Annotated in this window: 28 protein-coding genes; 13 read left to right on the top strand and 15 right to left on the bottom strand. The window is 59.3% G+C overall.

Annotated features, from left to right (window positions below):
- Window positions 1-32: 32 nt before the first annotated feature.
- Window positions 33-1,043, bottom strand: a complete 1,011-nt coding sequence (locus tag T18_RS17235) for an AAA family ATPase (protein ID WP_003513541.1) — start codon at window positions 1,041-1,043, stop codon at window positions 33-35.
- A gap of 175 nt (window positions 1,044-1,218) precedes the next feature.
- Here T18_RS17235 and T18_RS17230 point away from each other — a divergent pair, with 175 nt between their 5' ends.
- Genes T18_RS17230 through T18_RS17220 form a run of 3 tightly spaced genes read left to right on the top strand, consistent with a single transcriptional unit; the run spans window position 1,219 to window position 3,736 of the window.
- Window positions 1,219-1,848 carry a DUF1285 domain-containing protein gene (locus tag T18_RS17230; protein WP_013636611.1) on the top strand — a complete coding sequence of 210 codons (630 nt, stop codon included), beginning with the start codon at window positions 1,219-1,221 and terminating at the stop codon, window positions 1,846-1,848.
- Window positions 1,845-2,483, top strand: a complete 639-nt coding sequence (locus tag T18_RS17225) for an NUDIX hydrolase (RefSeq protein WP_003513539.1) — start codon at window positions 1,845-1,847, stop codon at window positions 2,481-2,483. Before T18_RS17230 ends, T18_RS17225 begins: the two co-directional genes overlap by 4 nt.
- Complete coding sequence (locus T18_RS17220) at window positions 2,480-3,736, top strand: CCA tRNA nucleotidyltransferase (RefSeq protein WP_038491810.1); 1,257 nt, start codon at window positions 2,480-2,482, stop codon at window positions 3,734-3,736. The genes T18_RS17225 and T18_RS17220 overlap by 4 nt, the downstream gene beginning before the upstream one ends.
- Before the next feature lie 26 nt (window positions 3,737-3,762).
- Here the strand turns inward: T18_RS17220 and T18_RS17215 are convergent, their stop codons facing one another.
- The 3 genes from T18_RS17215 to hemF form a co-directional block, all read right to left on the bottom strand.
- Window positions 3,763-3,948, bottom strand: coding sequence for a DUF1059 domain-containing protein (locus T18_RS17215; protein ID WP_003513537.1), 186 nt, complete (start codon window positions 3,946-3,948; stop codon window positions 3,763-3,765).
- Between the two features lie 119 nt (window positions 3,949-4,067).
- Entirely contained in the window at window positions 4,068-4,334 is a 267-nt protein-coding gene (locus T18_RS17210; RefSeq protein ID WP_003513532.1) for a hypothetical protein, read from the bottom strand.
- 122 nt (window positions 4,335-4,456) lie between these two features.
- Window positions 4,457-5,368 carry an oxygen-dependent coproporphyrinogen oxidase gene (gene hemF / locus T18_RS17205; protein WP_038491805.1) on the bottom strand — a complete coding sequence of 304 codons (912 nt, stop codon included), beginning with the start codon at window positions 5,366-5,368 and terminating at the stop codon, window positions 4,457-4,459.
- 129 nt (window positions 5,369-5,497) lie between these two features.
- Between hemF and T18_RS17200 the strand changes: the two genes are divergently transcribed.
- On the top strand, window positions 5,498-5,773 hold the full coding sequence (locus T18_RS17200; protein ID WP_013636608.1) for a hypothetical protein: 276 nt from the start codon (window positions 5,498-5,500) through the stop codon (window positions 5,771-5,773).
- Between the two features lie 3 nt (window positions 5,774-5,776).
- Here T18_RS17200 and T18_RS17195 read toward each other — a convergent pair whose 3' ends face one another.
- Together T18_RS17195 and T18_RS17190 are read right to left on the bottom strand one after the other, a co-directional pair.
- Window positions 5,777-7,429 carry a Na/Pi cotransporter family protein gene (locus T18_RS17195; RefSeq protein WP_038491802.1) on the bottom strand — a complete coding sequence of 551 codons (1,653 nt, stop codon included), beginning with the start codon at window positions 7,427-7,429 and terminating at the stop codon, window positions 5,777-5,779.
- Window positions 7,430-7,601: 172 nt separating this feature from the next.
- A complete protein-coding gene (locus T18_RS17190; protein ID WP_038491799.1) occupies window positions 7,602-8,075 on the bottom strand; it encodes a tRNA (cytidine(34)-2'-O)-methyltransferase in 474 nt (157 codons plus the stop codon).
- A 225-nt stretch (window positions 8,076-8,300) separates the two neighbouring features.
- On the opposite strand from T18_RS17190, the gene T18_RS27185 reads away from it, so the two are divergent.
- From T18_RS27185 to T18_RS17180, 3 genes are all read left to right on the top strand, one after another.
- The gene (locus tag T18_RS27185; RefSeq protein WP_162993579.1) at window positions 8,301-8,456 is read left to right on the top strand and encodes a hypothetical protein; all 156 of its coding nucleotides are present in this window, start codon (window positions 8,301-8,303) and stop codon (window positions 8,454-8,456) included.
- A 382-nt stretch (window positions 8,457-8,838) separates the two neighbouring features.
- Window positions 8,839-10,689: an ABC transporter ATP-binding protein gene (locus T18_RS17185; RefSeq protein WP_003513520.1), complete on the top strand. Its 1,851-nt coding sequence runs from the start codon at window positions 8,839-8,841 to the stop codon at window positions 10,687-10,689.
- A gap of 253 nt (window positions 10,690-10,942) precedes the next feature.
- Complete coding sequence (locus tag T18_RS17180; RefSeq protein WP_162163075.1) at window positions 10,943-12,919, top strand: ABC transporter ATP-binding protein; 1,977 nt, start codon at window positions 10,943-10,945, stop codon at window positions 12,917-12,919.
- Window positions 12,920-12,932: 13 nt separating this feature from the next.
- On the opposite strand, the gene T18_RS17175 is transcribed toward T18_RS17180, so the two are convergent.
- Window positions 12,933-13,865: an endonuclease/exonuclease/phosphatase family protein gene (locus T18_RS17175; protein ID WP_038491795.1), complete on the bottom strand. Its 933-nt coding sequence runs from the start codon at window positions 13,863-13,865 to the stop codon at window positions 12,933-12,935.
- A gap of 310 nt (window positions 13,866-14,175) precedes the next feature.
- Here T18_RS17175 and petA point away from each other — a divergent pair, with 310 nt between their 5' ends.
- From petA to T18_RS17145, 5 genes are all read left to right on the top strand, one after another.
- The gene (gene petA / locus T18_RS17165) at window positions 14,176-14,754 is read left to right on the top strand and encodes a ubiquinol-cytochrome c reductase iron-sulfur subunit (protein ID WP_003513514.1); all 579 of its coding nucleotides are present in this window, start codon (window positions 14,176-14,178) and stop codon (window positions 14,752-14,754) included.
- A 14-nt stretch (window positions 14,755-14,768) separates the two neighbouring features.
- Complete coding sequence (locus tag T18_RS17160) at window positions 14,769-16,052, top strand: cytochrome b (protein ID WP_019565206.1); 1,284 nt, start codon at window positions 14,769-14,771, stop codon at window positions 16,050-16,052.
- Window positions 16,053-16,074: 22 nt separating this feature from the next.
- The gene (locus T18_RS17155; RefSeq protein ID WP_003513510.1) at window positions 16,075-16,959 is read left to right on the top strand and encodes a cytochrome c1; all 885 of its coding nucleotides are present in this window, start codon (window positions 16,075-16,077) and stop codon (window positions 16,957-16,959) included.
- 79 nt (window positions 16,960-17,038) lie between these two features.
- Entirely contained in the window at window positions 17,039-17,431 is a 393-nt protein-coding gene (locus T18_RS17150; protein ID WP_038491791.1) for a GFA family protein, read from the top strand.
- Between the two features lie 90 nt (window positions 17,432-17,521).
- Window positions 17,522-18,064 (top strand): adenine phosphoribosyltransferase, encoded by a 543-nt coding sequence (locus tag T18_RS17145; RefSeq protein WP_019565208.1) that lies wholly within the window; start codon window positions 17,522-17,524, stop codon window positions 18,062-18,064.
- Window positions 18,065-18,077: 13 nt separating this feature from the next.
- Here the strand turns inward: T18_RS17145 and T18_RS17140 are convergent, their stop codons facing one another.
- From T18_RS17140 to ychF, 4 genes are all read right to left on the bottom strand, one after another.
- On the bottom strand, window positions 18,078-18,713 hold the full coding sequence (locus T18_RS17140) for a class I SAM-dependent methyltransferase (protein ID WP_038491788.1): 636 nt from the start codon (window positions 18,711-18,713) through the stop codon (window positions 18,078-18,080).
- 63 nt (window positions 18,714-18,776) lie between these two features.
- Entirely contained in the window at window positions 18,777-19,244 is a 468-nt protein-coding gene (locus tag T18_RS17135; protein ID WP_038491785.1) for a MaoC family dehydratase, read from the bottom strand.
- The gene (locus tag T18_RS17130) at window positions 19,241-19,714 is read right to left on the bottom strand and encodes a MaoC family dehydratase (RefSeq protein WP_038491782.1); all 474 of its coding nucleotides are present in this window, start codon (window positions 19,712-19,714) and stop codon (window positions 19,241-19,243) included. The genes T18_RS17135 and T18_RS17130 overlap by 4 nt, the downstream gene beginning before the upstream one ends.
- A gap of 320 nt (window positions 19,715-20,034) precedes the next feature.
- On the bottom strand, window positions 20,035-21,138 hold the full coding sequence (gene ychF / locus T18_RS17125) for a redox-regulated ATPase YchF (RefSeq protein WP_003513497.1): 1,104 nt from the start codon (window positions 21,136-21,138) through the stop codon (window positions 20,035-20,037).
- A 253-nt stretch (window positions 21,139-21,391) separates the two neighbouring features.
- Between ychF and clpS the strand changes: the two genes are divergently transcribed.
- Window positions 21,392-21,703, top strand: coding sequence for an ATP-dependent Clp protease adapter ClpS (clpS, locus tag T18_RS17120; protein ID WP_003513495.1), 312 nt, complete (start codon window positions 21,392-21,394; stop codon window positions 21,701-21,703).
- 11 nt (window positions 21,704-21,714) lie between these two features.
- On the opposite strand, the gene T18_RS17115 is transcribed toward clpS, so the two are convergent.
- The 4 genes from T18_RS17115 to T18_RS17100 all read right to left on the bottom strand — a co-directional run.
- Window positions 21,715-22,167 (bottom strand): GNAT family N-acetyltransferase, encoded by a 453-nt coding sequence (locus tag T18_RS17115; RefSeq protein WP_038491777.1) that lies wholly within the window; start codon window positions 22,165-22,167, stop codon window positions 21,715-21,717.
- Between the two features lie 6 nt (window positions 22,168-22,173).
- Window positions 22,174-22,890, bottom strand: a complete 717-nt coding sequence (gene pth, locus T18_RS17110) for an aminoacyl-tRNA hydrolase (RefSeq protein WP_003513491.1) — start codon at window positions 22,888-22,890, stop codon at window positions 22,174-22,176.
- Between the two features lie 102 nt (window positions 22,891-22,992).
- Window positions 22,993-23,706, bottom strand: a complete 714-nt coding sequence (locus T18_RS17105) for a substrate-binding periplasmic protein (RefSeq protein ID WP_013636596.1) — start codon at window positions 23,704-23,706, stop codon at window positions 22,993-22,995.
- Between the two features lie 16 nt (window positions 23,707-23,722).
- The coding region (locus T18_RS17100) for a putative bifunctional diguanylate cyclase/phosphodiesterase (RefSeq protein WP_323455238.1) at window positions 23,723-25,853 on the bottom strand (2,131 nt) is incomplete at its 5' end.

Genomic DNA, 25,853 nt, shown 5'->3' with positions numbered 1-25,853 from the left:
GAAAACAGCGTCACACTTTTCGGTCCGATGCCTTAGTTCTTCGCCTGCTCCACAAGGGCTGCGATGACATCGCGCACCGACATGCCTTCGGCGCGGGCAGCGAATGTCAGCGCCATGCGGTGCTCCAGCACCGGTTCGGCCAGCGCATAGACATCGTCCAGCGACGGCGCGAGCCTGCCTTCGTAAAGCGCACGGGCGCGTGCCGTCAGCATCAGGGACTGGCCGGCGCGGGGACCTGGGCCCCAGACAACGTGTTTGTCGGTCAATTTGTTGCCGTGGCCGGGGCGGGCAGAGCGGACAAGCGAAAGGATCGCGTCCACCACCTTGTCGCTGACCGGCATCTGGCGGATGAGCGCCTGGATTTCCATCATGCGTTCAGCGTCGATAACCTTGCGTGCCTCGCCCGATGCGGTGCCTGTCGTGTCGAGCAATATCTGGCGTTCGGCGGCAAGCTCGGGATAGCCGACATCCACCTGCAGCAGGAAGCGGTCGAGCTGCGCTTCAGGCAGTGGATAGGTGCCTTCCTGTTCCAGCGGGTTCTGGGTTGCGAGAACGTGGAAGGGTTTCGGCAGATCGTAACGCTGGCCGGCCATGGTGATGTGATATTCCTGCATGGCCTGCAGCAGCGCGGACTGCGTGCGCGGGCTGGCGCGGTTGATTTCATCCGCCATCAGCAATTGCGCAAACACCGGACCTTTTATGAAGCGGAAGGAGCGCCGCCCGTTTTCATCCTGATCCATGACTTCGGAGCCGAGAATATCCGACGGCATGAGGTCCGGTGTGAACTGGATGCGGTTGGCATCAAGCCCGAGAACCGTTCCGAGCGTGGTGACGAGCTTGGTCTTGGCAAGCCCGGGAACGCCGACGAGCAACGCGTGGCCGCCCGAGAGTATTGCGAGAAGCGTGTTCTGCACCACTTTTTCCTGGCCGAAGATGACCTTGGATACCTCCGCGCGGATCGCGGCAATATCCGAAAGCGCCTTTTCGGCCGAGGCGACGATGGCTTTTTCGTCGAGGGTTTCGCCGGTATTCATCACGCCCATGTCGCTCTCCTCATACCTTTGCCGCCGACCCATTCCTGCCCCGATCTTGATGGCCATTGGCCGGAGCGGATTTCGCGCTGCAACTAGCTTATTGCTCTCTTGGCCGCTGACAAGCGCCATTCGAATGACTATGTCGTGACTTAGTATTTCCTTATCGGCAAAGCGAGACTCGAATATGGCAGCGGAGACGATAAATTCGGCAAGCGATGCAGCAGGGCTGGCGGCGATGATTTCCCGCGCCGCCGAGCAGACCGGCGACGCCAAACGTGGACCTGCCCCGGTGGAGCGCTGGAATCCCCCCTTTTGCGGCGATCTCGACATGGAAATCCGCGCAGACGGCACCTGGTTCTATATGGGTACGCCCATTGGCCGGGCACCGCTAGTGCGGCTGTTTTCCACGGTCCTGCGCAAGGATGACGACGGCAAGACCTATCTTGTAACTCCTGTGGAAAAAGTCGGCATCCGCGTAGTGGATGCACCTTTCGTGGCCGTCGAGATGAAGGTGACGGCGGGCGAGAAGGATGGCGGGCCGCTGCTGACCTTCCGCACCAATGTCGGCGATGTGGTGGAGGCCGGGCCGGAGCATCCGCTACGCTTTACGATTTTCGGAGAAAACCGCGAATTGAAACCCTACATTCTGGTGCGCGGCAGGCTGGAGGCGCTCGTCTCGCGGGCGGTGATGTATGATCTCGTGGCGCTCGGCGAGGTGATCGACGTGGACGGCGTCGAGATGTTTGCCGTGCGCTCGGGCGGGGTTGTCTTTCCCGTGATGCCCGCCAATGAACTGGAACGGCTTTCACAATGACGATGACGACAACCCGCCTTGAAACTTTTACCGCCGCCGATTTCCGCCGCCGGGTGCTGGAGGAAGGCGAGGGCGTGGCGGAACGCGAGAATGGCGATCATCTGCTCAATCCGGGCGTGGTGCTTTCGGGAAACGGCATAAGGCTAAAGGACGCCGCCGTGCTGGTGCCTGTCATCGACGACGGCAACGAAGCGCGGGTGATCTTCACCCAGCGCACCGCAACCCTGCGCAAACATTCCGGCCAGATTTCCTTTCCGGGCGGTGGCATCGATGCCGGGGACCGCACACCGGAAGAGGCGGCCCTGCGCGAGACGGAAGAGGAGATCGGCCTCTCGCGATCTTTCGTGGAAACAGTCGGGCGTCTGCCGGATTATATTTCCGGTACCGGTTTTCGCATCAAGCCGGTGCTGTCGGTCGTTCGTCCCGGCTTTGACCTGACGCTCAATCCCACGGAAGTGGATGAGGTTTTCGAGGTGCCGCTGTCTTTCCTGATGGACCCAGCCAATCACGGGCGCGGCAGCCGCATCTTTCAGGGGAAGGAGCGGTTTTTCTACGAAATGCCCTATGGCGAGCGCTACATTTGGGGCATTACGGCGGGCATCGTGCGAACGATTTACGAGAGGTTTTATTCATGAGCAGCCTTGCCGGGCGGGATTGGTTTGAAAAGCCGGCGCTGAAGCGCATCTTCGCGCTGTTGAACGCCGATGGCGGCGAGGTGCGGATCGTCGGCGGCGCCGTGCGCAATGCGCTGATGGAACAACCGGTCGTCGATGTCGATATGGCGACGACGCTTACCCCCGATGTGGTGGTTGAGCGCGCCAAGGCGGCGGGCATCAAGGCGGTACCGACCGGCATAGAACACGGTACGGTGACGCTGGTGATCGACGGCGAAGGTTTCGAGGTGACGACGCTGCGCCGCGATGTCGAGACCAATGGCCGCCATGCGCAGGTCGCTTTTGGCACAGACTGGCAGATCGATGCCGAGCGGCGCGATCTCACCATCAACGCACTTTACGCCGACGAGAAGGGCGAGATCATCGACCTCATCGATGGCCTTCCCGACATTGAAACCGGCACGGTGCGTTTCATCGGCGATGCGGCAATGCGGATTTCGGAAGATTATCTGCGGATTCTTCGGTTCTTCCGCTTTTTTGCCCATTATGGTTCCGGTCGTCCTGATGCCGATGGCTTGCGCGCCAGTGCGCGGGCCAAGGACAAGCTTGGGACGCTCTCGGCCGAGCGGGTGTGGAGCGAGCTGAAAAAGCTGCTTTCCGCGCGCGATCCCTCCCGCGCCTTGCTGTGGATGCGGCAATCCGGCGTGTTGGCGGAAATTCTTCCCGAAACGGAAAAATGGGGTATCGACGCCATTCACGGGCTGGTGGCAACCGAACAGGCGCTTGGCTGGACAGTTGACCCGATGCTGCGGCTTGCTGCGATAGTGCCGTCCGACAGGGAGAGGCTAACGGCGCTTGCTGCGCGGCTGCGGCTGTCGAAGGCTGAAGCTGCATATCTCGCCCACTGGGCTTCCGCGCCGGTGATCGATCCGGAGATGAAGGAGACGGCGCTCGACCGACTGCTTTACCGGCAGGGCGTTGACGGAGTGAAGACGCGGCTGAAACTGGCGCTTGCCTCGGCCCGCGCCGACCTTTCGGGCGGTGAGGCGGCGATGCAGAAAGTCGCGCGACTTTCGATGCTGCTGACGAGAGCGAACAAGTTCCACAAACCCGGCTTTCCGCTGAGCGGCGCTGATGTGATGGCCGCGGGCGTGGAGTCCGGTCCGAAGGTAGGCGAGGTGCTGAAAAGCCTCGAAGAAAAGTGGATCGAAGTCAATTTCTCGCTAGACCGGGCAGCGCTGACCGCCCGGCTGAAGGATATGCTGGAGAATTGAGATCGCAGTGCCGAAGGCGTTGCGGCTCAGGCCGCATTTGCCTCGTCGCGGATGCGGGATTTGATGTTTTCGATCATGTTTTCGCGGATGATGGTTTCGCCGTGGGCCGATCGCATATGTTCCACGGTGCGGCGCACGACTTCCGCGTCGTCGTCCGCGCGGGTGTGCCAGGCACAGCCGGGCACGAGCGTTCCACATTCAAACAGTCTCATGGTCTTGCCTCCCTGTTTTAGACAGAGGGACAGCCTGCAAATGCCTGCTGTCCCTCTGACAAGAAACGAACGGTCGCCGCTAATGTTCCAGAGCGGCGTCCGCTGACCCTGTTCAGGCCCTATTCGGGCATCGCCCAGCACTGGAAAACAGAGGATGTGCCGGCTGCCGGGATTTTTGTACGAGGCATTTCGTCATTGTCGGCCCGCGTCACCGCTTTTCCGGCAAGCGTGCGTTTTACCTGTTCGACATAAAAGGAATGCGGCAGTTCGCGATCGCCGGTGGCACGCATTTCCGCTGCCATGCGGTCGATCAAATCAGGGGTATCGATGGAATGCGAGGCTCCCTCAGCGGAAGCAGATATAGGCATGCTGTTCGAAGTAATCATGACGATAGCTCCTCCAGTACGTCTGCACGCAGGAGATTATCATTGCCTTTATTTTTCCATAAGTCCTAATTTGCGCGATTTGCGCCCAAATTCCTGACGGGCGTCAAATTTACGTGAGTATTTCAGGGCCAGCGGACCACGGGCGGCAGGGAAGACAGAATCGATTCGACATTGCCGCCGGTCTTGAGGCCGAAGATCGTGCCGCGGTCGTAAAGCAGGTTGAATTCCACATAGCGGCCACGGCGAATGAGCTGCTCGTCGCGGTCCTCTTCCGTCCAGGGCTGGTTGAAATTGGATCGCACGATTTTTGGGTAGACCAGGTTGAAGGCGCGGCCAACATCCTGCACGAAGGCGAAATTGGCGCCCCAGCCGCCCTTTTCCTCTTCCGGGTGCAGCCAGTCGAAAAAGATGCCGCCGGTGCCGCGCGGCTCGTTGCGGTGCTTGAGGAAGAAGTACTCGTCGCACCACGACTTGTAGCGCGGATAGTCGGCCACGGGATGGCGGTTACAGGTGATCTCGAAGCCGCGGTGGAAAAGCTGGGTGTCCGGGTCCTGTTCCGTCCGCCGGCGTCCAAGCACGGGCGTCAGGTCCGCGCCGCCGCCGAACCAGTGGCTGGTGGTGACGACCATGCGGGTATTCATATGAACAGCCGGCACATTGGGATTGACCGGATGGGCGATCAGCGAAATGCCCGAGGCCCAGAAGCTGGGGTCTTCTTCCGCGCCCGGTATCTGCTGGCGGAATTCCGGCGAGAACTCACCATAGACGGTGGAGGTGTGGACGCCGACCTTTTCGAAGACGCGGCCCTCCATCATCGACATCTTGCCGCCGCCGCCCGCGCCATTGTCGCGCAGCCAGTCCTTCTGCACGAAGCGTCCCGGTTCCTGATCGGCGAGCGGGCCGCTCAGCTCGTCTTCAAGGGTTTCGAAGGAGGTAACGATGGTGTCGCGCAGATGCTGGAACCAGGCCTGGGCGGCGGCCTTCTTGTCTTCTATGTCCTCGGGCAAGCCCTTCGGCAAAGATGGCCGTTCCATGCATGTTCTCCTTTGGTGAAGTCGATTCCCTGTCGCATCTAGCAGGTGCTGGCCTTGCGCACAAATTCGACTCGCCAAGTTCACATGCGGGCACTATCTTTAGCGATGTAGGTGCCAGAGGTGAATATCATGACGAAATTTGCCGGACCGCCGCCCCTGGACGGGCTGAAGCGCAGGATCGCCAATCACCGCAAGGCGCGTGAAAGTGACGGCGGCGATCCGATGCGCAACGGTATGTTCGTGCGGCAGACCTTTTGTCTCGACCGTGAAGAAGCCCGTGCCAAGGCGCGCGAGTGGTTCGACAGTTTTCCGAAGGCCGCCTATTGGACCGAAGTGGAAAGCTGGCGACAGCTGGAAGGCGACCGCATCGAATTCACGATGCGGCGGCTTCCTTCGGCAGACTAAGCTTTAAGCACGCGGTTCGGCGTAACGCAGGCGGCTTTCGATCAAAACGCCGCTTTCATCCAGAATGGGATGCGCCACAGACACGATATGGGCGTTTATGCGCTTCAGGTCGCGCAGCATGTCGAGATGCAGTGAACTCGTCTGCATGCTTTCCGTCAGCCCATCGCGCAGCCGCTCCAGATGGCGGTTGGACGACTGTTTTTCGAGGCGGCGTATATCCACCTTGCTTTCCATCAGCCGGCGGGCGAGTTCGAAATCGCCGGTCACCAGGATGCTCTGGGCAGCCCGCAGATTTTCGATTGTCATGTCGAACAGCGTCTTCAGCTCCTCATAACCGTCGTCGGAAAATTTGAAGCTGTTCAGCACCTTCTTGCGGATCTGCTCGCAAATGCCTTTTTCGATGATGTCGCCGATATGTTCGAGATTGATCGCGTAATCGATGATGGCGATCGAACGGCGCGCTTCGTCGTCTGCAAGCCCTTTGCGCCCCAGTTGGGAAAGATAGACCTTCACCTCCTGCTGACGGCGATCGACCTTCTTTTCGAGCAGGGACACTTCCTGAAGGGGTGCCAGATCATTATGCTTGAAGGCGTTTTCGGCGCGGATCAGCATGCGCTCGATAGCATCGCCGACGCTCAAGACCTCACGTGTGGCATTGGCGAGCGCCACAACAGGCGTATCCAGCGCCTGCTGATCGAGGAAATTCGGGCCATCTTCGGCTTTCGAATCGCCCGGCACCAGCTTTGCCATCAGGTCGGATATGAGGGCTGAGAACGGCCAGGCAACCGCTGCCAGAATGACATTGAAGATGAGATGCGCATCAACAGGCAATTTGGCGGGCGAAAGCGGCAATTGCTGCAAAAGCGTTGCGCCATAGGATGCGAGTGGCATGGCGATGAGGCAGCCGATGGTGCGCACCACAAGGTTGCCGATGGTGATGCGCCGCGCCGAGGCCGGGCCGGAGAGCGTGGCGATGACCGGCGGAATGGCGCCGCCGAGATTAGCGCCGAGAATGAGAACGATGATGAGACCGGCGGACAGCGTGCCGGTAGCAGCAAGCGACAGGATAAGCACCACGACAGCGAGGCTGGAGGAGGAGACGAAGGCCAGCACGGCGGAGAAGATCAACGCGACGGGCCACGCGCCATCAAGCAGACCGATGAAGACGCCAAGGGCTGGCGAGGCACGCATCGGTTCGGTCGCGCCGCTCAACAGATGCAATGACAGAAGCATCAGGCCGATGCCGATGACCGCGGTTCCGCCACCTTGTCGGGCGTTTGAGCTACCCTTTTTGAGCACGATACCGGAGAGGATCAGCAGTGGCGACAGCCACTCCACACCGGCCGCGACAATCCAGGCGGTGACGGCGGTGCCGACATTGGCGCCGAGCAGCACGACCTGCGCCATGCGCGGCTTGATGAGATCGCGTTCTGCGAAGGAGGCGACGGTAAGCGCGGTTGCCGTCGAGCTTTGCAGCGCGACAGTGGCGAAAAAGCCGGAAAAGAAGGAACGCGGGCCGCTCTGGGTGCCCGTCGCCAATACACTTCGCAATTTCATGCCGAAGGCTCGGGTAACCCCATCCTTGACCTGGGCAAGACCAAAGAGCAGCAGCGCGACTGCGCCGAGAAGGTTGACGATGACAATGGTGGATTGCATGCGACGTCTCCTCACACCCGCCGGCGGATGGCTGCGGCGAGGGCGATTTTTGTTGTCCGGCTAATAAGTATAGGAGCCTGAACGCCTTCGGTACAGGCCGGGTTGCGACAGTTTTGAAGCAAAAACGGTCAATTTTTGTATTTGCACGAAAAAATGGCGCTAAAAAAGGCGCTTACGACCATGCGGTCTGGCGCAAAGCCTCGCCGGTGATCATCGCGGCGGACATTGCGACGTTGATGGAGCGCTGCCCCTCGACCATCGGGATGATGATTCGCTCCTGCGCCTTTTCATGAACGTGGTCCGGCACACCAGCACTTTCACGGCCGAAAAGCAGGATATCGTCTTGGTGATAGGCGATTTTCGTATAGGGTAGGGCGGCCTTGGTGGAGGCGAGAACGAGGCGGCGTCCGGTGGTTGCGCGCCACTCCTCAAACCGGTCCCAGCTGACGTGGCGCGTCAGCGCCGCCGCTGCGATATAATCCATGCCTGCCCTTTTAAGGTTGCGGTCGGAAATATCGAAACCGGCCGGCTCGATGATATCGACGCCGAGGCCGAGACAGGCCGCCAGCCGCAGGATCGTGCCGGTATTGCCAGGAATATCCGGCTGGTAGAGGGCAATCCTGATTTCGGGTCTGATATCGCTCATGGTCTTCTCACCGCGTTTGGAATGCCGGACCGCTTATCACGGGCGGCGGGCTTGTGACAGATGCAGCCCGAGAAGACCGTTTCGAAGCGTGCCGTATTCATTCGCGTGACACACAGTCGGGCTAACCATTAACCAACGTGTCGTCAGGCCGATCCGGCACATCCGGTTGCGTCGGATCGCCGTTGTTTCGATCCGGATTCCGCGCAGCAAAAACAGGAAGATATCATGTCCGAACGGGCGAATTTCGTCCATTTGACCGATCTGCATGTGGGCAATCCGCAGGTGCAGGACGATGATCTTTATTCCGACACCTCGGCCACGCTGGCCGATACTCTGGCGCAGATCAAGGCGCTCGGGCAGGCGCAGGACGCCACCGAGTAAGCTGTGCATCCAGGCATCACGACGGGCGGAGACCTTCGCGGGTCATCTCCGCCCGTTCGGCAGAATTGGTCGCAATCGAGAGCTTTTCTGACGCGTTCGGCATCTTTGCGGCTGGTCAACGATTAATTTTTGCGCTACAAGGCGACATCTTCAACACCAGCTAGGGAGGTTCTGATGCAAAATGACATTCGTATTCGCCTCCCGGCCCCAGTAGTGCTGCTGCTGGCCTAGGTGTTACCCCCGCGGTTCGACCGCGTTTCCCATAGTCTGATTCGTCATGTGGCTGTTGCGGCCATATCCAATACTTTTCTGTTCCGTCGTGAGCCATATTTGCGTTTGCTCACGTTTCACGATGGGGCGATTGCTTGCCGGAGCTTGGCCTATGTTTGGCTGGTTTGAAAAACGCCTTGATCCTTTTCCCTCTTCGGCGCCGTCTGTGCCGCCGAAGAAGCTTTTGCCGTTCGTGTGGCATTATGTGCAGCCCGCATGGCCGTGGCTCCTGCTGCTCGGCCTGATGTCCATGGGCATCGCCGTTGCGGAGGCCATGCTCTACAAATTCCTCGGCAGCATCGTTGACTGGCTTTCCACGGCCAATCGCGAGACGTTTTTTGCCGATGAGGGCTGGCATCTGATGGTCATGGCTGGGCTGGTGCTCTTCCTGCTGCCACTGATGGGCGCGATCCACACCATGACGATGCACCAGACGCTTGCCGGCAATTTCGGCATGATCGCGCGCTGGAAGATGCATCGTTTCCTGCTGCGCCACTCCATGAACTTTTTCGCCAACGAATTTGCAGGCCGGGTTTCGACCAAGGTGATGCAGACGGCACTGGCGATCCGCGAAGTGGCGCTGAAGGTGATCGACGTGTTCGTCTACGCTATCAGCTTCGTCGTCTCGATGCTGTTCATGGTTGCGGCCGCAGACTGGCGGCTGGTCATTCCGCTGCTGGTGTGGCTCGGCATCTATATGGGTATCCTCACCTATTTTGTGCCGAAACTCGGCCGGCTCGCGCAGGAGCAGGCAGATGCGCGCTCGATGATGACGGGGCGTATTGTCGACAGCTATACAAACATCTCGACGATCAAGCTGTTTTCGCATGCGGGCCGCGAGGAAAGATATGCGCGTGAGGGCATGAACGTGTTTCTCGGAACCGTTCACCGCCAGATGCGCAAGATTTCCGGCTTCAACATCCTGATCGACCTCAACAATGCGGTCGTGCTGTTTTCCACGGCCTCGCTCGGTCTTTATTTCTGGATGCAGGGTTCGGTCACGGCCGGCTCGGTTGCCATTGCCATAAGCCTTGCCATGCGCGTCAACGGCATGTCGCAATGGATCATGTGGGAAGTCACCTCGCTGTTTGAAAACATCGGCACCGTCTATGACGGCATGTCGATGATGACGAAGCCGCACGATATCGTCGATGCTCCGAAGGCGCCGCAGCTTGCGGCACCGCAGGGCGCGATCCGTTATGATAACGTCCGCTTCCACTACGGCAAGAACAAGGGCGTGATCGACGGGCTGACGCTGGATATCAAGTCGGGCGAGAAGGTCGGTTTGGTCGGGCGTTCCGGTGCGGGCAAGACGACGCTGATGAACCTGCTTCTGCGTTTCTACGATCTGGAAGCGGGCAAGATCACCATCGACGGGCAGGACATCTCCAAGGTGTCGCAGGACAGCCTGCGCGAGTTGATTGGTGTGGTGACGCAGGATACTTCGCTGCTGCACCGTTCGATCCGCGACAACATCGCCTATGGCCATCCCGAGGCCACCGACGAGCAGGTGATCGCGGCGGCAAAGCGGGCGAATGCCTGGGACTTTGTGGAAACGCTTGTCGATATGCATGGCCGCCAGGGCCTTGATGCCCAGGTGGGCGAACGCGGTGTAAAGCTGTCCGGTGGCCAGCGTCAGCGTATCGCCATTGCTCGCGTGTTCCTCAAGAACGCGCCGATCCTGGTGCTTGATGAAGCGACCTCGGCGCTCGACTCGGAAGTCGAGGCGGCGATTCAGGAAAACCTGTTCTCGCTGATGGAAGGCAAGACGGTTATCGCGATCGCCCACCGTCTGTCGACGCTGACCGAAATGGACCGGCTCATCATCCTCGACAAGGGCCAGATCGTGGAATCGGGCAGCCATGCGGAACTGGCGGCGATGGGCGGTATCTATGCCGATCTATGGCGGCGCCAGTCCGGCGGCTTCATCGCCGACCACGAGGCGGAAGTGGCTGCCGAGTAAGGAGAGCTCGAAGGGCGGGAAGCATGGTTTCCCGCCCTTTCGTTTGCGGTTCGCGTTTATCTATGTAGGCGAGTTAAACCTCTCCTCCGTCATGCCGGCCTTGAGCCGGTTTCCATTCACGGCGCGTCTGCGCCGTGAATGGAGTCTCCCGCGATCAAAGACTGGAATCGCGCTTGACCCCGGATCTAGTCCTTGGTGACGGAGTGAGGATGCTGCGAGTGCGCAAAATCCAGGTGGATCTATCCAGAGCCCGGTGGAACATTCTTCGCCCTTTTTCATTTCCCGAACGTTACCGAAATATAATCTCTTCCCTAACGCTCTGCGGCTGTTCCCGCTCCGGGAATCCGCCTATATCCGGATCATGGTCATTACCCGCATCTTCGAGTTTTTCGAGAACTGGATAAAGCCCTTCGCCCGCAAGGACGATTTGCGGCCGCCGGAAAAGACGTCCGGTTTCATCTGGTTCTATATCTCGCAGGCCAAGGCGCCGTTTCTTGCCATGCTGGTGCTGGGCGGGTTGACGGCTGCCATTGAGGCTGCGCTTTTCTGGTTCGTCGGGCGGCTGGTCGACATTCTCTCGACCGTCAAGCCGGAAGAGGGCTGGGCTGGACTGCTGGCAGCCCATGGCGGCGAACTCGTCGGCATGCTGGTGTTGATCGGCATCGTGCGTTTTATCGTCACCATGGTGACCGCGCTGGTGGACCAACAGATCATCACGCCCGGCTTTTACAATCTGGTGCGCTGGCAATCCTATATGCATGTGGCGCGGCAATCGCTGACCTTTTTCCAGAATGATTTTTCCGGCCGCATCGTCACCAAGGTCTGGTCGGGCGGGCAGGCGGCAGGCGATCTTGTCACGTCGCTGATGGAAAGCGTCTGGTTCGTCGGCATCTACTCCGTCTCGATGCTGCTGCTGATCGGCGGGCTGGACTGGCGGCTTGCCGTCGTCGTCCTCGTCTGGGTGCTGATTTTCTCGCTGCTGGCGCGTTATTTCGTGCCGCGCATCCGCTCCCATTCGAAAGAAACGGCGGAGGCAGCCTCCATGCTTTCCGGCCGGATGGTGGATGCATACAGCAATATCCAGACGCTCAGGCTGTTCGGGCGCGACGATGCCAATGACCGCTACATGCGGCAGGGCTTCGATATCTTCCAGAACGCCACGATGACGTTCACGCGGTTCATCACCGGTGTGCGCGCCTCAATGGCGCTGCTGTCGGGTGTGATGATCACGTCGATGGCAGCGCTGTGTATCGACCTTTGGCTGTCCGGCAAGATCAGTTCCGGCGCTGTCGCCTTCACGCTGGCACTGGTTCTGCGCCTCAACTTCCTGCTCGGGCGATTGATGACGCAGTTCAACGGCATCATGCGCAATTTCGGCACGGTGCAGAATGCGGCGGAGCTGATTTCGCAGCCGATCGGCCTCGTGGACGCGCCGGATGCGACAGTGCTGGACGTGAAAAGTCCAAGTATCCGCTTCGAAAACGTCAGCTTCCATTATGGGCGGGCGAACGGGGTCATCGACAATCTTAATCTCGATATCAAGGCGGGGGAGAAGGTCGGCATCGTCGGACGCTCCGGCGCGGGCAAATCCACGCTCGTCAATCTGCTGTTGCGGTTTTACGATGTCGAGAAAGGCCGCATCCTCATTGATGGGCAGGATATCGCCAAGGTCACCCAGGAATCACTGCGCACCCATATCGGCATGGTCACGCAGGATACGTCGCTGCTGCACCGTTCTATCAGAGACAACATCATGTTCGGGCGCACGGATGCCACCGAAGCGCAATTGCTGGAGGCGACGCGCCGGGCCAAGGCGGATGAGTTCATTGCACGGCTGGAAGACCAGCGCGGCCGCACGGGTTTCGAAGCGCATGTCGGCGAACGCGGCGTGAAATTGTCGGGCGGCCAGCGCCAGCGCATCGCCATTGCCCGCGTGATGCTGAAGGATGCGCCGATCCTCGTCCTCGACGAGGCGACGTCTGCGCTTGATTCGGAAGTAGAAGCGGCGATCCAGAGCAATCTGGATGAGTTGATGCAGGGCAAGACAGTGCTGGCCATCGCCCACCGTCTTTCAACGATTGCTGCTCTTGACCGGCTGATCGTCATGGATCAGGGCCGTATCGTCGAGCAGGGCAGCCATTCAGATCTCGTCTCGCAGGGCAAACTTTATTCGGAACTCTGGGCGCGACAGTCGGGCGGCTTCCTTGCTGTGGAAGAGGCGGCCCAATAGGGTCTTTCGGCAGCTATTTCCCGATCATGAAATCCGCCATCAGGCCGAAATGATTGGAACCGAGGCTGTCGGGCAGACGGGTGGTTTTCAAGAGCGTGGCCGGTTCGCGGGCGAAGATATGGTCGATGGCGATACCGAAGCGACCTGCCTTCGTCGGCCATGTGGCGGGTTCCCATGGCGCTTTCTTCAGGTCGTTGGCGGCGAGGAAGTCGCGCATGTCGGGAGCGATGCTGGCCGAATTGAAATCTCCGGCCAGAATGAGCGGGCCGGTGACACGAAAGAGAATTTCGCTGACTTCGTCCAGCTCGTCCCGGTGATAGTCGTCGAAATAGGGTTTGGTGATGTGACCTGCGGCGAGCGTCAGCTTCGTGCCGTCGAACTCGATGCTGGCGATGGCGAAACGGTCGCGGCGTAGATCGCTGAGGCTATGGAAACGGCCCTCCAGCAGCGGCCGCTTCGACAGGATCAAAAGATCACAGGTCGGTGTTCCGGCATAACAACCGAGCCTGTGGGGGTAGGTTTGCTGCAGACGCGGCAGAACCGATTCCAGCGCAGCCGCCTCGAACAGATAGACAGCATCCGCGTCTGATTCGAGAATCCTTTCGGCAATCGCATCCGCATTGGCGGCGTTATCCATCAATACGTTGAAGGACAATAGCCGGAAGGGTCTGGCGCCAGGTGCCGCATTGGCGCTTGTCGAGAATTCCATGAGCATGGCGACGGCGTGGATGGCGAGTGCAAGCGACCAGATGATGAGGAAAGCGGAAATCGCGTCACGCGTCAGCCAAAATACCAAGCATGACAGCAGGATACAGACGAAGGCGATGTGAAGCTGGAAACTTGTGACGAAGGCTAAAAGCCAGAAATCCGTCACATAACGCAGGCTGGCGATGAAAAGTACGGCAGCCACGACCGTGGAGACCATGCACGAGAGCTTCGCCGTCATCCGAATCCCTGCTTTCCAAGCTCTCCCTTGATGTCTCGTAACATGCCGCAAGGGTGGGCACAATGTTGCCCGCTTGCCGGGGCTTAGGAAAAAATGAGAAACAAATCCGCCCCTTCTGGCAGAATTACGGCAGCTTTGTGTGCTTTGCTCTTGCCAAGTCAGTCAATATTTTGCGATCAAACAGAATGACGCGGTTTCTCAAACGCCGCGAGGATGACCGAGACGGTGGGACGGAGATTGTCTTGGATCAAATCATAGCGGGAGGACTCATGCGATTTACGGCAAAAACAGCGCAGAGGATGGTGTAGCGGTGAGCGAGCACGTAACCAATCACGACGCCTCGGGTGAACCGACCCGTCGCGATTTTCTTTATCTAGTAACCGGAATGACGGGCGCCGTTGGTGCCGCCGCAGTGGCATGGCCCTTTATCGACCAGATGCGTCCAGACGCATCGACGCTGGCGCTTGCCTCCATCGAGGTGAATGTCGCGGCGGTCGAGCCGGGCATGTCGCTGACCGTGAAGTGGCGCGGCAAGCCGATTTTCATCCGTAACCGCACGGAAAAGGAAATCGGCGAAGCCAATGCGGTCGCTCTTGCCGATCTCAAGGATCCGGTGGCGCGCAACGCCAACATTGCCCCCGACGCGCAGGCGACGGACATTGACCGTTCCGCCGGTCAGGGCAAGGAAAACTGGATCGTCATGATCGGTTCCTGCACCCATCTCGGTTGCGTTCCGCTCGGCCAGGCCGGCGATTTCGGCGGTTGGTTCTGTCCCTGCCATGGCTCGCATTACGATACGGCGGGTCGCATACGTAAGGGTCCGGCGCCGCAGAACCTCGCCATCCCGACATTTGCATTCACATCCGATACCGTGATCAAGATCGGATAAGGGGACAGATATTTATGAGTGGTCATTCCAGTTATCAGCCGTCCACCGGCATCGAGAGGTGGATCGATTCGCGGCTTCCCTTGCCGCGCATGATCTATGACAGCTTCGTTGCCTATCCTGTCCCGCGTAATCTGAACTACGCCTACACATTCGGCGCGATGCTGGCTGTCATGCTGATCGTGCAGATCCTCACCGGCGTCGTGCTTGCCATGCATTACGCCGCTGAAACGACGGTTGCCTTCAATTCCGTCGAAAAGATCATGCGCGACGTCAACCACGGCTGGCTGTTGCGCTACATGCACGCCAACGGTGCGTCGTTCTTCTTCATCGCGGTTTACCTGCACATCGCCCGTGGACTTTATTACGGCTCCTATAAGGCGCCACGCGAAATCCTCTGGATTCTCGGCTGCGTGATCTACCTCCTGATGATGGCGACAGGTTTCATGGGCTACGTGCTTCCCTGGGGCCAGATGTCCTTCTGGGGCGCCACGGTCATCACCGGCTTCTTCTCGGCGTTCCCGGGCATAGGTGAGTGGATTCAGCAGTTCCTGCTCGGCGGCTTTGCGGTGGACAATCCGACGCTCAACCGCTTCTTCGCGCTCCACTACCTGCTGCCGTTCATGATTGCGGGTGTCGTCATCCTGCATATCTGGGCGCTGCATGTGACCGGCCAGACCAATCCGACCGGTGTGGAAGTGAAGAGCAAGACCGATACGGTACCCTTCACGCCCTATGCGACGTTGAAGGATGCACTCGGCGTTTCGGTGTTCCTCATCGCTTACGCGTGGTTCGTCTTCTACATGCCGAACTTCCTCGGCCACCCTGATAACTACATCATGGCGGATCCGTTGAAGACACCGGCGCATATCGTGCCCGAATGGTATTATCTGCCGTTCTACGCGATGCTGCGCGCCATCACTTTCAATATCGGGCCGATCGATTCCAAGCTCGGTGGCGTTCTCGTCATGTTCGGCGCAATCATCGTGCTGTTCTTCCTGCCCTGGCTCGATACCTCGAAGGTTCGCTCCGCCGTCTATCGTCCCTGGTACAAGCTGTTCTTCTGGCTGTTCGTGGTCAACGCCATCCTGCTCGGCTGGCTGGGTTCGCGTCCGGCGGAAGGCCTTTATGTCATCATGTCGCAGATCGGCACGCTTTACTACTTCGGTTTCTTCCTCGTCATCATGCCGATCCTCGGTCTGGTCGAAACGCCGCGGCGTATTCCGAATTCGATTACCGAGGCCGTTCTGGAAAAGAACGCCGCCAAGAAGACTGCCGCGCCAGCGGCCGCCCAAGTCTGAGCGCGAAGGAAGGATGACGACAATGAAGAAGCTTGTAACGAGCATCGCGCTTATCGCTGCCATCGGCTGTTCCGCCGCCGCTTTTGCGGCGGAGGAGAGCCACGATCTCGCCACCAAGACCGAGCATGCGATCGCCGGCGGTCACTTCCCGGTCATCAAGCCCGAGGAGCAGAGCTGGTCTTTTGCTGGACCCTTCGGCAAATACGACAAGGGCCAGCTGCAGCGCGGCCTGAAGGTCTACAAGGAAGTCTGCTCTGCCTGCCATTCGATGAGCCTCGTTTCCTTCCGCACGCTGGGCGATCTCGGTTATTCGGAAGAGCAGGTGAAGGCCTTTGCTGCGGAATATGAAGTGCAGGACGGGCCGAACGCCGACGGCGAAATGTATAATCGCAAGGCTGTGCCTTCCGACCATTTCCCCTCGCCATTCCCGAACCACGAAGCGGCTGCTGCTGCCAATGGCGGAGCTGCACCACCGGACATGTCGCTGCTTGCCAAGGCGCGCGGCGTGGAGCGTGGCTTTCCGCAGTTCGTCATCGACATGATTCCGATCATCGGCGGTTATCAGGAAGGCGGCCCGGACTACATCCATGCGCTGCTGACCGGATACCAGGACGCGCCTGCCGGCGTTGAAGTGTCGGAAGGCACGCATTTCAACCCGTATTTCGCCAGTGCCGTGGCGCTGAAGATGGCGCCGCCGATCAGCGCCGATCAGGTGACTTACGACGACGGTGCGCCGCAGACGGTGGATCAATATTCCAAGGACGTGTCCGCTTTCCTGATGTGGGCCGCAGAACCGCATCTGGAAGCACGCAAGCGCACCGGCTTCATGGTCATGGTGTTCCTGTTCATCTTCACGGCGCTGATCTATCTCACCAAGAAATCGGTCTACGCCAACAAGGAACATTGAGCGGCTTCAAATGCCTGCAATCATTGGCCCCCATGGTCTTGCCCTGGGGGCCTTTTCATGTGTCGAAGGAGGATGAGAAATGGCGAAAGTCCGGAGCGGTGGCTGCCTGTGCGGTTCCGTCCGTTTCGAGGCCACGGGTGAACCCGGCAATCCGCACAGCTGCTCCTGCGATATCTGCCAGCGGCACTCCGGCGCTTCCAGCCTTGCCTGGGTGGAGTTTGCGAGCGATGCAGTGGTCTGGACGGGAGAGCGCGGTGCGCCCATGGTTTTCCGGTCTTCCGATTATTCCAGCCGTGCGTTTTGCGCAGTCTGCGGCAGCACGCTTGGCGCCATCGACGATGTACCGACTGTCGCCCTCGTTTCCGGCTCTTTTGACGACAGAAATGACGAGGCGCTACGGCCTCTGTCGCATTCCTTCGCGGATGTCTGCCCGGTCTGGGCGCGGATCGAGGGAATGTCGGGGCAGGAATGAGCGGCGGTCCTTTTTAGTTGGTCCGCAGCCACCAAGTTGATAGGGTGGCCCGAACATTCTGATCCATTTCCCAATCTAACTGGAAATACCATGACCGTTATCGCTTCGGAGCTTTCCGCTGCCATCCGCTCCATTCCCGACTATCCGAAGCCGGGCATCATCTTCAGGGACATCACGACTCTGCTTGGCAATCCGCGCGCTTTCCGCCGTGCCGTGGACGAGCTTGTGCAGCCCTATGCGGGGACGAAGATCGACAAGATCGCCGGCATGGAAGCGCGTGGCTTCATTCTGGGTGGAGCGGTGGCGCACCAGCTTTCCGCCGGTTTCGTGCCTATCCGCAAGAAAGGCAAGTTGCCGCACACCACCGTGCGCGTGGCCTACAGCCTTGAATATGGTGTCGACGAAATGGAAATGCATGTGGATGCCGTGCAGCCGGGCGAAAAGGTCATTCTGGTCGACGACCTGATCGCGACTGGCGGCACCGCCGAAGGTGCGGTGAAACTCTTGCGGCAGATGGGCGCGGAAATCGTTTCGGCCTGCTTCGTCATCGATCTGCCCGATCTCGGCGGCCGCAGGAAGCTGGAAGACCTCGGTGTGGAAGTGCGGACACTGGTGGAGTTTTCGGGGCATTGAGGCCGGTTTCCGGCTAGGAATGTTGCGACAGGCCGGTGTTTTTTCCGGTCTTTCGTAGTGCGATCCATGTCCAGTGGACGCCCATGGCGCGATTACCCGCCTGAATGGAAGCAACTTCTACCTGTCGTATCAACGCGAACCCCAGACGGGCTGCATTGCCCGTCGTTTCCGCTGGTGAAATGGAAAAAGCACGGCGGCCTTCGGGTGCAGGGCCGTGACGCAGGGACATGATCAGCAATCCGCCCTCTGCCGTCATCTCCGAGAGGCTTTCCATGGCGGTCTGCCGTGCCTCGTCATCGATATGGTGCCAGACGCCGCACAGCGTAACCAGATCGAACGGGCCGTGGCGGCGCGCTTTCATCAGATCGGGCAAACAGTCGTCAAGCCAGGTTATCTTGTGCGAGAGGTGCAATCTCTTTCCGGGTTCACGCAGTTCCTTGACCGGCTCTATCGCCAGAACATCATGGCCGCATTCGGCAAACCAGGCGGCATCGCGACCGGTGCCGCTGCCAATATCCGCGACGCGGGCCGGTGTGACCGGCAACAGATCGATGACCGGTGCGTAGATTTCCCGGCAATCCAGTCCATCGAACCTGGCAATCAGGTCCGGCGTTGCCGCTTCAGCATAACCCTGTAGGATATCGTTCATTCTTGCCTTCCCGCCGCGACGCCGATTCCGAGGGTATCGCGCGCGGGCTATCTCGGCCAGCCGCTATTCGAACTCCAGAACCCCGCTCTGGAAGGTCATTACGGTTTCTCCGGACTGGTTCACGCCCTCGTTGAAGGTGGTGTTCAGCCAAACCCCGGCTCTTGATTCCAGCGGTCGGGCATCGAGCAAGGTGACGAAATAGGTCACGTCGTCTCCGGCGAAAACCGGCTTTTTCCATTTGAGTTCACGAAAGCCGGGTGAGGGGCCGAGTTTCGGCGGCTCAAGGCCAAGTTGTTTCAGCCTCTTCACTTCCTTGCCCCAATGGGAAAGGAAACATTTCATCCAGCCAGCGCCGGTGTGCCAACCGGAAGCGCAGAGCGCTCCGAAGACGCTGTTTTTCGCCGCTTCGGCATCGAGATGAAAGGGCTGCGGATCGAAATCGCGGGCGAAACGGACAATATCTTCGGCGGAAAAATGCAATGTGTCGAGGGTGACCCGTTCGCCGATCGGGGAAAGTTCTGACAGTCTCATGCCGCAAGGCCTCCGTCCGCACGCATCAGGAACATCACGGTGTTTTCGCCGTGCGATACCAGAATGCCGCGCTGGTTATAAAGCTCGTGGCGAAACTTCACGAGGCCGATGCCGGGGCGTGAGCTGGAGGTGCGCTGTTCCAGAACAATGGATTTTCCCGAAAGCGTATCGCCAGCCAGAACCGGCTTTTTCCAGTCGACATAATCGATGCCGGGGCTGCCTTGCGATGTCGAATCGCTGATATAGCTCTCCGCCATCATTCGCATCAGCAGGGCGCAGGTGTGCCAGCCGGATGCCGCCAGCCCGCCGAGAATGCTCTGGCGGCCAGCCTCTTCGGATAGATGCATGGGCTGAGGGTCGAACTCGCTGGCGAATTCGATGATTTGTGCTGCAGAAATCGATTGCGGTCCCAGGGGAAATTCCCGTCCGACGGAAAAATCCTCATAGGCATATGTCGCGACCGGCGCCATGGCTTCCTCCCTTGCCTAGTCGATGTCACCGGCATCTAAAATGATTTTTCCCTTTACGTAAAGGTCAAATCGAGAGTGCGTTTGCGGCATAGGGAGATGCTGTTGAGAGAGCGAGTGCGGCATGCTGCCTTCTCCCAGAGGGGGAGAAGGTCGCGATAGCGGAATGAGGCAAGGGTCGTGTAATTCGCCAGCCTTGCCTCCTCATCCGATCCTCCGGGCTATCTTCCCCCGCCGGGGAGAAGAAACAAGCCACAGGTCTGTGTCACTTCGGTCAGCGAGTCAAAAGACGCGATGTGACCGCCGCCGCGCTCAAGACCAGATCAGGTATTAAAGCGGAAGTGGATGACGTCGCCGTCCTGGACGACATATTCCTTGCCTTCGTCGCGTCCCTTGCCGGCTTCCTTGGCACCAACTTCGCCCTTGTAGGCGATGTAGTCGTCATAGGCGATGGTAAAGGCGCGGATGAAGCCGCGTTCGAAATCGGTATGGATGACGCCGGCGGCAGCGGGCGCTTTGGTGCCGCGCACGATCGTCCAGGCGCGCGTTTCCTTCGGGCCGACGGTGAAATAGGTGATGAGGTCGAGCAGGTGGTAGCCGGCGCGGATCAACCGGTCGAGACCGGCTTCGGTGAGCCCGAGGGCCGAGAGGAATTCTTCGGCTTCATCGGCCGGAAGCTGCGCGACTTCGGCCTCGATCGCCGCCGAGATGATCACGCATTCGGCGCCCTGTTGCTTTGCCATCTCCGCGACAGCCGCGGTGTGCTCGTTGCCGGTGGATGCGTCGGCTTCCGACACGTTGCAGACATAAAGCACCGGGTGCGACGTCAGGAGATTGAGGCCCTTGAGGATTTCGATTTCCTCGTCCGCCAGTGTCTTCAAAAGCAGACGTGCCGGTTTTCCGTCGTTGAGCAGGGCAATTACGGCTTCCATCACCGGCAGTTGGGCCAAGGATTCCTTGTCCTTGCTGGTGGCGCGCTTGCGCGTCTGCTCGACACGGCGTTCCAGGCTTTCGAGGTCGGCGAGCATCAGTTCCGTCTCGATCGTGTCGGCATCGCCAACCGGATTGATGCGGCCTTCCACATGGGTGATGTCGTCGTCCTCGAAGCAGCGCAGCACATGCACGACGGCATCGACTTCGCGGATATTGGCGAGGAACTTGTTGCCGAGACCTTCACCCTTCGATGCGCCGCGCACCAGGCCGGCAATGTCCACGAAGGAAATGCGGGTCGGAATGATTTCCTTCGATCCGGCAATGGCCGCGAGCTGCTGCATGCGGGGGTCCGGCACGGCAACTTCGCCGGTGTTGGGCTCGATGGTGCAGAAGGGATAGTTGGCGGCCTGCGCGGCCGCCGTTTTCGTCAGCGCGTTGAAGAGGGTGGACTTGCCGACATTCGGCAGCCCGACGATACCGCATTTGAAGCCCATGGCTTGAAACCTGTCCGTTTGAAAGAATTCGTTGAGGAGCCTTTTGCGGAAAGGGCAGGGCAAGGTCAAGCCCGGGGGCCGATTTGGGCGGGCAAAGCCCCGCGAATGGCGCGGAATTTTGCGCGAGTGCGGGGCCGGGGTTGTCGATGCTGCGGTTGCGGCGCAATATGCGCCGGTCGAGCAACCGATCTTTCGTCATCAACGGGGATTTTCCCCATGGGCTACAATTGAGTGACAATCACGGGCGACAATGATGAGTGACAGTCCTGTTGATCTCAAACCGAAACCGAAAGTCAAACCGAAGCTGGAGCGGCCTAAGCTCTACAAGGTCATTCTGCTGAATGACGACTATACGCCGCGCGACTTCGTCACCCTGGTGTTGAAGGTCGTCTTCCACATGGGCGAGGACACCGGCCACCGGGTGATGATGACGGCGCATCGCTTCGGAAGCGCGGTCGTCGTTGTCTGCGAGCGCGACATTGCCGAGACCAAGGCCAAGGAGGCGAACGATCTTGGCAAGGAGGCCGGGTTTCCGCTGATGTTCACCACCGAGCCGGAGGAGTGACGGCTTTATGCTCAATCCCGCCGGATCTGAAAACCCGTCTTGTTCTGAATGAAACCGCAGCTTTCGTAGAAGGCATGCACCTCAGGACGCTGCCGGCCGGTCAGCAGCATCACCTTGTAGCAATTTGCGGCAAAGGCGGTCTCGATGGCGTGGCGCACGACTGCGCGGCCATATCCCCGGCCGCGACGGGTTTCAAGCGTCACCACATTTTCGATGAAGGCATAGGGACGGGCAGCGCGCGTCAGGTTCGGGATGACGAGAAGCGTGGCGGTTGCAACGGGTTCCTGGTCTTCCATGGCAAAGAACACGGTGAGGCCGGGTTGGCCGAGCATGGCGGCGAAAACCGTGCTTGCCTCTTGCGTCGTCAGTTGCGGGTCCGAAGGGTTCAGCGCCTGGTAAAGTTCGAGCAGTTTCGGCAGATCGTCCGGGCCAGCTTTGCGAAGGCTCATGGTCTCTGAAGACATCTGCGCTCAATCCTTCTTGCCGAACATCCGCTTCAGCATCTCCGCCATCGGCCCGGTTTCCGGCAGTTTTTTCGGTTGGGCGTTGTTGCGCGCCTGATGGATGTGGGATTGCGCGGCGGGCTTGGCCGCCTTGGCCGGTTTTTCCGTTTCCGGCTTGCTGCCAGTGGCAAGCGCCAGCTTGTTCATCAGCTGCGAATCCTCTGATTTCACCAGCATCGCGGCATTGTCGGCAATGGCGTCCAGCAGCGGATCGAGCCAGACCCGGTCGGTCTTGGCGAAATCACCGAGAACGTGGCCATGCACCCGCTCCTTGTCGCCGGGATGGCCGATGCCGAGGCGCAGGCGGCGGTATTCCTTGCCGCAATGGGCGTCGATCGATTTCAGGCCATTATGGCCGCCATGGCCGCCGCCGGTCTTGATGCGCGCGCGGCCTGCAAGCAAATCGAGTTCATCATGGATGACGATAATGTCTGCCGGTGCAAGCTTGAAGAAACGCATGGCCTCGCCGACGGATTCACCCGACAGGTTCATGTAGGTAAGGGGCTTCATCAGCAGAACCTTCTCACCGCCGATTTCGCCTTCGGAAATCTCCGCCTTGAATTTCCGCGCCCAGGGCGAGAAGGAAGGCAGGCGCTGCAGCGCATCCACGGCCATAAAGCCGATGTTGTGACGGTTTCCCGCATATTGGGCGCCGGGGTTACCAAGGCCTGCGATGATCTTCATGGGGCATGTCCGCTTTTTTGCCTGACGATGCTGTTGTCACCACCCCGAAATGTTCCGGCTGTCAATCTTTTTATGGATTTTTTGGATGTGGCGAGCGGGCGCTCAAGGGCTGACGAGTTTGTAGCGGTCGAATATGCTCTGTTGCGTTCCATCGGCGATCAGTCTGTCCAGGCGCGCCTGCAATTTTGCAATGACCTCGTCTGGAACGCTTTTGTTGCATGCAAGACCCAGCTGTTGCCGCGCCAGCGTTATCACTTCCCTGAATTTGCCTGGGGGTTGGCTTTTGAAAGTGCTTTCCGACATGGGCATCAGGTCGATGCGGCCTGCGTTCAGCTTGTGAAGCGTGATTTGGAAATCAGCGCCGACATCCACATGCTCGAAACCGAGGTTGCCAAGAAGGACCTCGGTGTAGTCGCCACGCTGGGTGCCGACCCGGTATTTCCTCGCGTCTTCCAGACTGGAGACGTTGATATCCGCATTCTGGCGCGCCACGAGGATGTTGCGGTCGCTATGGATCGGTGAGACCCATTTGAAAAGCTTTTCCCGTTCGGGCGTTCTCGCCGTGGCAAAGACGCAATGCATGGCCTTCGTTGTGGCCAATGCGATTGCCCGCGCCCAGGGCATGACGGCAACCTCGTAATCGGTGCCGGTATCCTCAAGTACGATCCTGAGCTGGTCGATATAAACGCCCGCCACGCTGCCGTCGTCGTTTTGCAGATTATAAGGCGGGTAAACCTCGGTGGTCAGGAAAAGCTTGGCTGCGCTGGCCGGGCCGGCAAGAGCAAGAAAGATCAGACAAAAGCGGATCAATCCCATGGCTGCTCCCACCCGTTTACGCCTGTCGCGCCGCGGCGCGGTCTGCGCCGTTATCCGCATTCAATGCAGCGATCAGCCGTTCGATGGGCTGCGGTCGCGCAAAATAATAGCCCTGTCCGTAATCCGCGCCTATCACTGTCAGAAGCTCCTTCTGCTCTTCCGTCTCGACGCCTTCGGCGATGACGGAGCAATTCATCTTGTGTGAGATTGCGGCGATACCCTCGACCAGCATGCGGCTGCGCTGCCTTATCTCCACCGTGTCGTCGCAGATCGAGCGCGTGAAGGACTGATCGATCTTGACGATGTCGACCGGAAAGCGGCTGAGATAGCTTAGCGACGAATAACCCGTGCCGAAATCGTCCAGCGCGATGCGGCAACCCAGCTGGTGAATGGCATTGAGGATCGCCCGGATTTGCGGATCGTCCTTCATGATGACCGCCTCGGTTATCTCGATAATCAGCCGCTTGGGAAGAATGCCGTAGCGGTGAAGGACGCCGGCGATACGGGTCGGCAATCCCGGTTCGAACTGCAGCGGCGAAAAATTCACCGCCACATAGGATTGCTCCATGCCGGGCAGGTGCGACAGTCTGGCCAGATTGGCGATTGACTGGTCGAGGATGACATTGCCGATGCGATGGATGGTGCCGTTTTCTTCGGCAAGGCTGATGATCGTGGCGGGAGAAAGCAATCCCTTTTCCGGATGGTTGAGACGCAACAGTGCCTCGAAACCCGCCGTCTGGCCCGTTGCAAGATCTTGAATCGGCTGGAAATAAGCCTCGAACCAATTGTCCGAAAGCGCTTGCGCGATATCCCGTTCCAGTTCCGCATGTTCGCGCGCCCGGTCCATGATCGAGCTGTCGAAGATCTGCGAGCCATTCTTGCCCGTTCTCTTGCGGGTATACATGGCCATGTCGGCATTCTGCAAAAGTTCGGATGCGCTTGCGGCATGCAACGGGTAGATCGCCATGCCGATGCTGGCGCTGAGACGGATGCTGTTGCCTTCGATCTCGAAGGGCGTGTCCAGCATGGTGCAGATCCGCTCGCAGAACAGCTGGGCGCGCTCCTCCACCTTGTCGCCGGCAAGCAGAATGGCGAATTCGTCGCCGCCCAGACGCGATGCGCTGTCCAGCGGTGTCAGCAGTGGTTCGATTTTCAGCGTGAATTCCCGCAGAACCGCATCGCCCGCCGCATGGCCGAGATTGTCGTTGATGGCCTTGAACCGGTCGAGGTCTATGAAAAGGCATGCCAGTTCGCTGCCGTTCCTGTCGGCGTCACGGATCTGCACGTCGAGAATGGCCTCGAAACCCTGGCGATTGAAGAGGCCGGTCAAATGGTCGGAAATAGCCTGCTGGCGGTTGCGCTTTTCCGACTGGCGCAACTCCGTCACGTCAGTCATGACGCAGAGATATGTGCCCTGATGTGCGTTGCCGGAATCAAGGGCTTTTTCAAGGATGAGGGCGTCCATAACGCTGCCATCCATGCAATGAAAACGCACCGTGATACCCGCATGTGCGGCGTCGGGCGAATGTTGCGCCGCCTTGCGCTGCAGGAAAAGGGACCGGTCATCCGGGTGGATGAGGTCGGCGAAATTCAGGCCGAGTATTCTGGCCCGATCATAACCGGTCGCCTGCACCCAATAGTCGCTGACCGCGGCAATCCTGTCGTATCTGTCAAGCGAGAACAGCATGGCGGGTGTGCGATTGTAGATTTCCGTCTTCCGCTCATGGGCATGCTTGATTTCCAGCTCTTCCTTTTCAAGCTGGGTCTGCATTTCGTTGAAGCTTTTTGCCAGCCTGCCGATCTCGTCCTTCGAGCGCCAGTCGACATGGTGGCGGGAGCCGACGCGGCGTGTCGCTTCTATCGCTGCCGCCAGCCGCATCAGCGGGCGGATGACCATGAAGCGGTTGCCGGCGATGGCCGCAAGAACGGTGGTGAGAATGGCGAGAATGAAAATTGTGATGAACGCTAGTTCGGTGCGGCTGAGAGAGGTCAGAAGACCGATATCGTCGTAATAGACTGTCAGTTGCCCGACGGTGACGACACCGTTTGTGGTTTTGTAGGTCACTTCGCGGGTCGTGGAGGCTGCATCCTGAATGATGTCGCTGCCGGCCGTCTGGATGATGTCCAGCTGGCCAGAGGTATCCTTG

Origin of the sequence: Rhizobium sp. TBD182, assembly GCF_001950375.1 — a bacterium.
Classification (GTDB): domain Bacteria; phylum Pseudomonadota; class Alphaproteobacteria; order Rhizobiales; family Rhizobiaceae; genus Agrobacterium; species Agrobacterium tumefaciens.
This window is presented reverse-complemented; position numbering and strand designations above follow the sequence as displayed.

Excerpts from the sequence above, each read along its gene's own strand:
- T18_RS17235 (WP_003513541.1), bottom strand. The coding sequence starts at position 1,043 with ATGGGCGTGATGAATACCGGCGAAACCCTCGACGAAAAAGCCATCGTC.
- T18_RS17230 (WP_013636611.1), top strand. The coding sequence starts at position 1,219 with ATGGCAGCGGAGACGATAAATTCGGCAAGCGATGCAGCAGGGCTGGCG.
- T18_RS17225 (WP_003513539.1), top strand. The coding sequence starts at position 1,845 with ATGACGATGACGACAACCCGCCTTGAAACTTTTACCGCCGCCGATTTC.
- T18_RS17220 (WP_038491810.1), top strand. The coding sequence starts at position 2,480 with ATGAGCAGCCTTGCCGGGCGGGATTGGTTTGAAAAGCCGGCGCTGAAG.
- T18_RS17215 (WP_003513537.1), bottom strand. The coding sequence starts at position 3,948 with ATGAGACTGTTTGAATGTGGAACGCTCGTGCCCGGCTGTGCCTGGCAC.
- T18_RS17210 (WP_003513532.1), bottom strand. The coding sequence starts at position 4,334 with ATGATTACTTCGAACAGCATGCCTATATCTGCTTCCGCTGAGGGAGCC.
- hemF (WP_038491805.1), bottom strand. The coding sequence starts at position 5,368 with ATGGAACGGCCATCTTTGCCGAAGGGCTTGCCCGAGGACATAGAAGAC.
- T18_RS17200 (WP_013636608.1), top strand. The coding sequence starts at position 5,498 with ATGACGAAATTTGCCGGACCGCCGCCCCTGGACGGGCTGAAGCGCAGG.
- T18_RS17195 (WP_038491802.1), bottom strand. The coding sequence starts at position 7,429 with ATGCAATCCACCATTGTCATCGTCAACCTTCTCGGCGCAGTCGCGCTG.
- T18_RS17190 (WP_038491799.1), bottom strand. The coding sequence starts at position 8,075 with ATGAGCGATATCAGACCCGAAATCAGGATTGCCCTCTACCAGCCGGAT.
- T18_RS27185 (WP_162993579.1), top strand. The coding sequence starts at position 8,301 with ATGTCCGAACGGGCGAATTTCGTCCATTTGACCGATCTGCATGTGGGC.
- T18_RS17185 (WP_003513520.1), top strand. The coding sequence starts at position 8,839 with ATGTTTGGCTGGTTTGAAAAACGCCTTGATCCTTTTCCCTCTTCGGCG.
- T18_RS17175 (WP_038491795.1), bottom strand. The coding sequence starts at position 13,865 with ATGACGGCGAAGCTCTCGTGCATGGTCTCCACGGTCGTGGCTGCCGTA.
- T18_RS17160 (WP_019565206.1), top strand. The coding sequence starts at position 14,769 with ATGAGTGGTCATTCCAGTTATCAGCCGTCCACCGGCATCGAGAGGTGG.
- T18_RS17155 (WP_003513510.1), top strand. The coding sequence starts at position 16,075 with ATGAAGAAGCTTGTAACGAGCATCGCGCTTATCGCTGCCATCGGCTGT.
- T18_RS17150 (WP_038491791.1), top strand. The coding sequence starts at position 17,039 with ATGGCGAAAGTCCGGAGCGGTGGCTGCCTGTGCGGTTCCGTCCGTTTC.
- T18_RS17145 (WP_019565208.1), top strand. The coding sequence starts at position 17,522 with ATGACCGTTATCGCTTCGGAGCTTTCCGCTGCCATCCGCTCCATTCCC.
- T18_RS17140 (WP_038491788.1), bottom strand. The coding sequence starts at position 18,713 with ATGAACGATATCCTACAGGGTTATGCTGAAGCGGCAACGCCGGACCTG.
- T18_RS17135 (WP_038491785.1), bottom strand. The coding sequence starts at position 19,244 with ATGAGACTGTCAGAACTTTCCCCGATCGGCGAACGGGTCACCCTCGAC.
- T18_RS17130 (WP_038491782.1), bottom strand. The coding sequence starts at position 19,714 with ATGGCGCCGGTCGCGACATATGCCTATGAGGATTTTTCCGTCGGACGG.
- ychF (WP_003513497.1), bottom strand. The coding sequence starts at position 21,138 with ATGGGCTTCAAATGCGGTATCGTCGGGCTGCCGAATGTCGGCAAGTCC.
- clpS (WP_003513495.1), top strand. The coding sequence starts at position 21,392 with ATGAGTGACAGTCCTGTTGATCTCAAACCGAAACCGAAAGTCAAACCG.
- T18_RS17115 (WP_038491777.1), bottom strand. The coding sequence starts at position 22,167 with ATGTCTTCAGAGACCATGAGCCTTCGCAAAGCTGGCCCGGACGATCTG.
- pth (WP_003513491.1), bottom strand. The coding sequence starts at position 22,890 with ATGAAGATCATCGCAGGCCTTGGTAACCCCGGCGCCCAATATGCGGGA.
- T18_RS17105 (WP_013636596.1), bottom strand. The coding sequence starts at position 23,706 with ATGGGATTGATCCGCTTTTGTCTGATCTTTCTTGCTCTTGCCGGCCCG.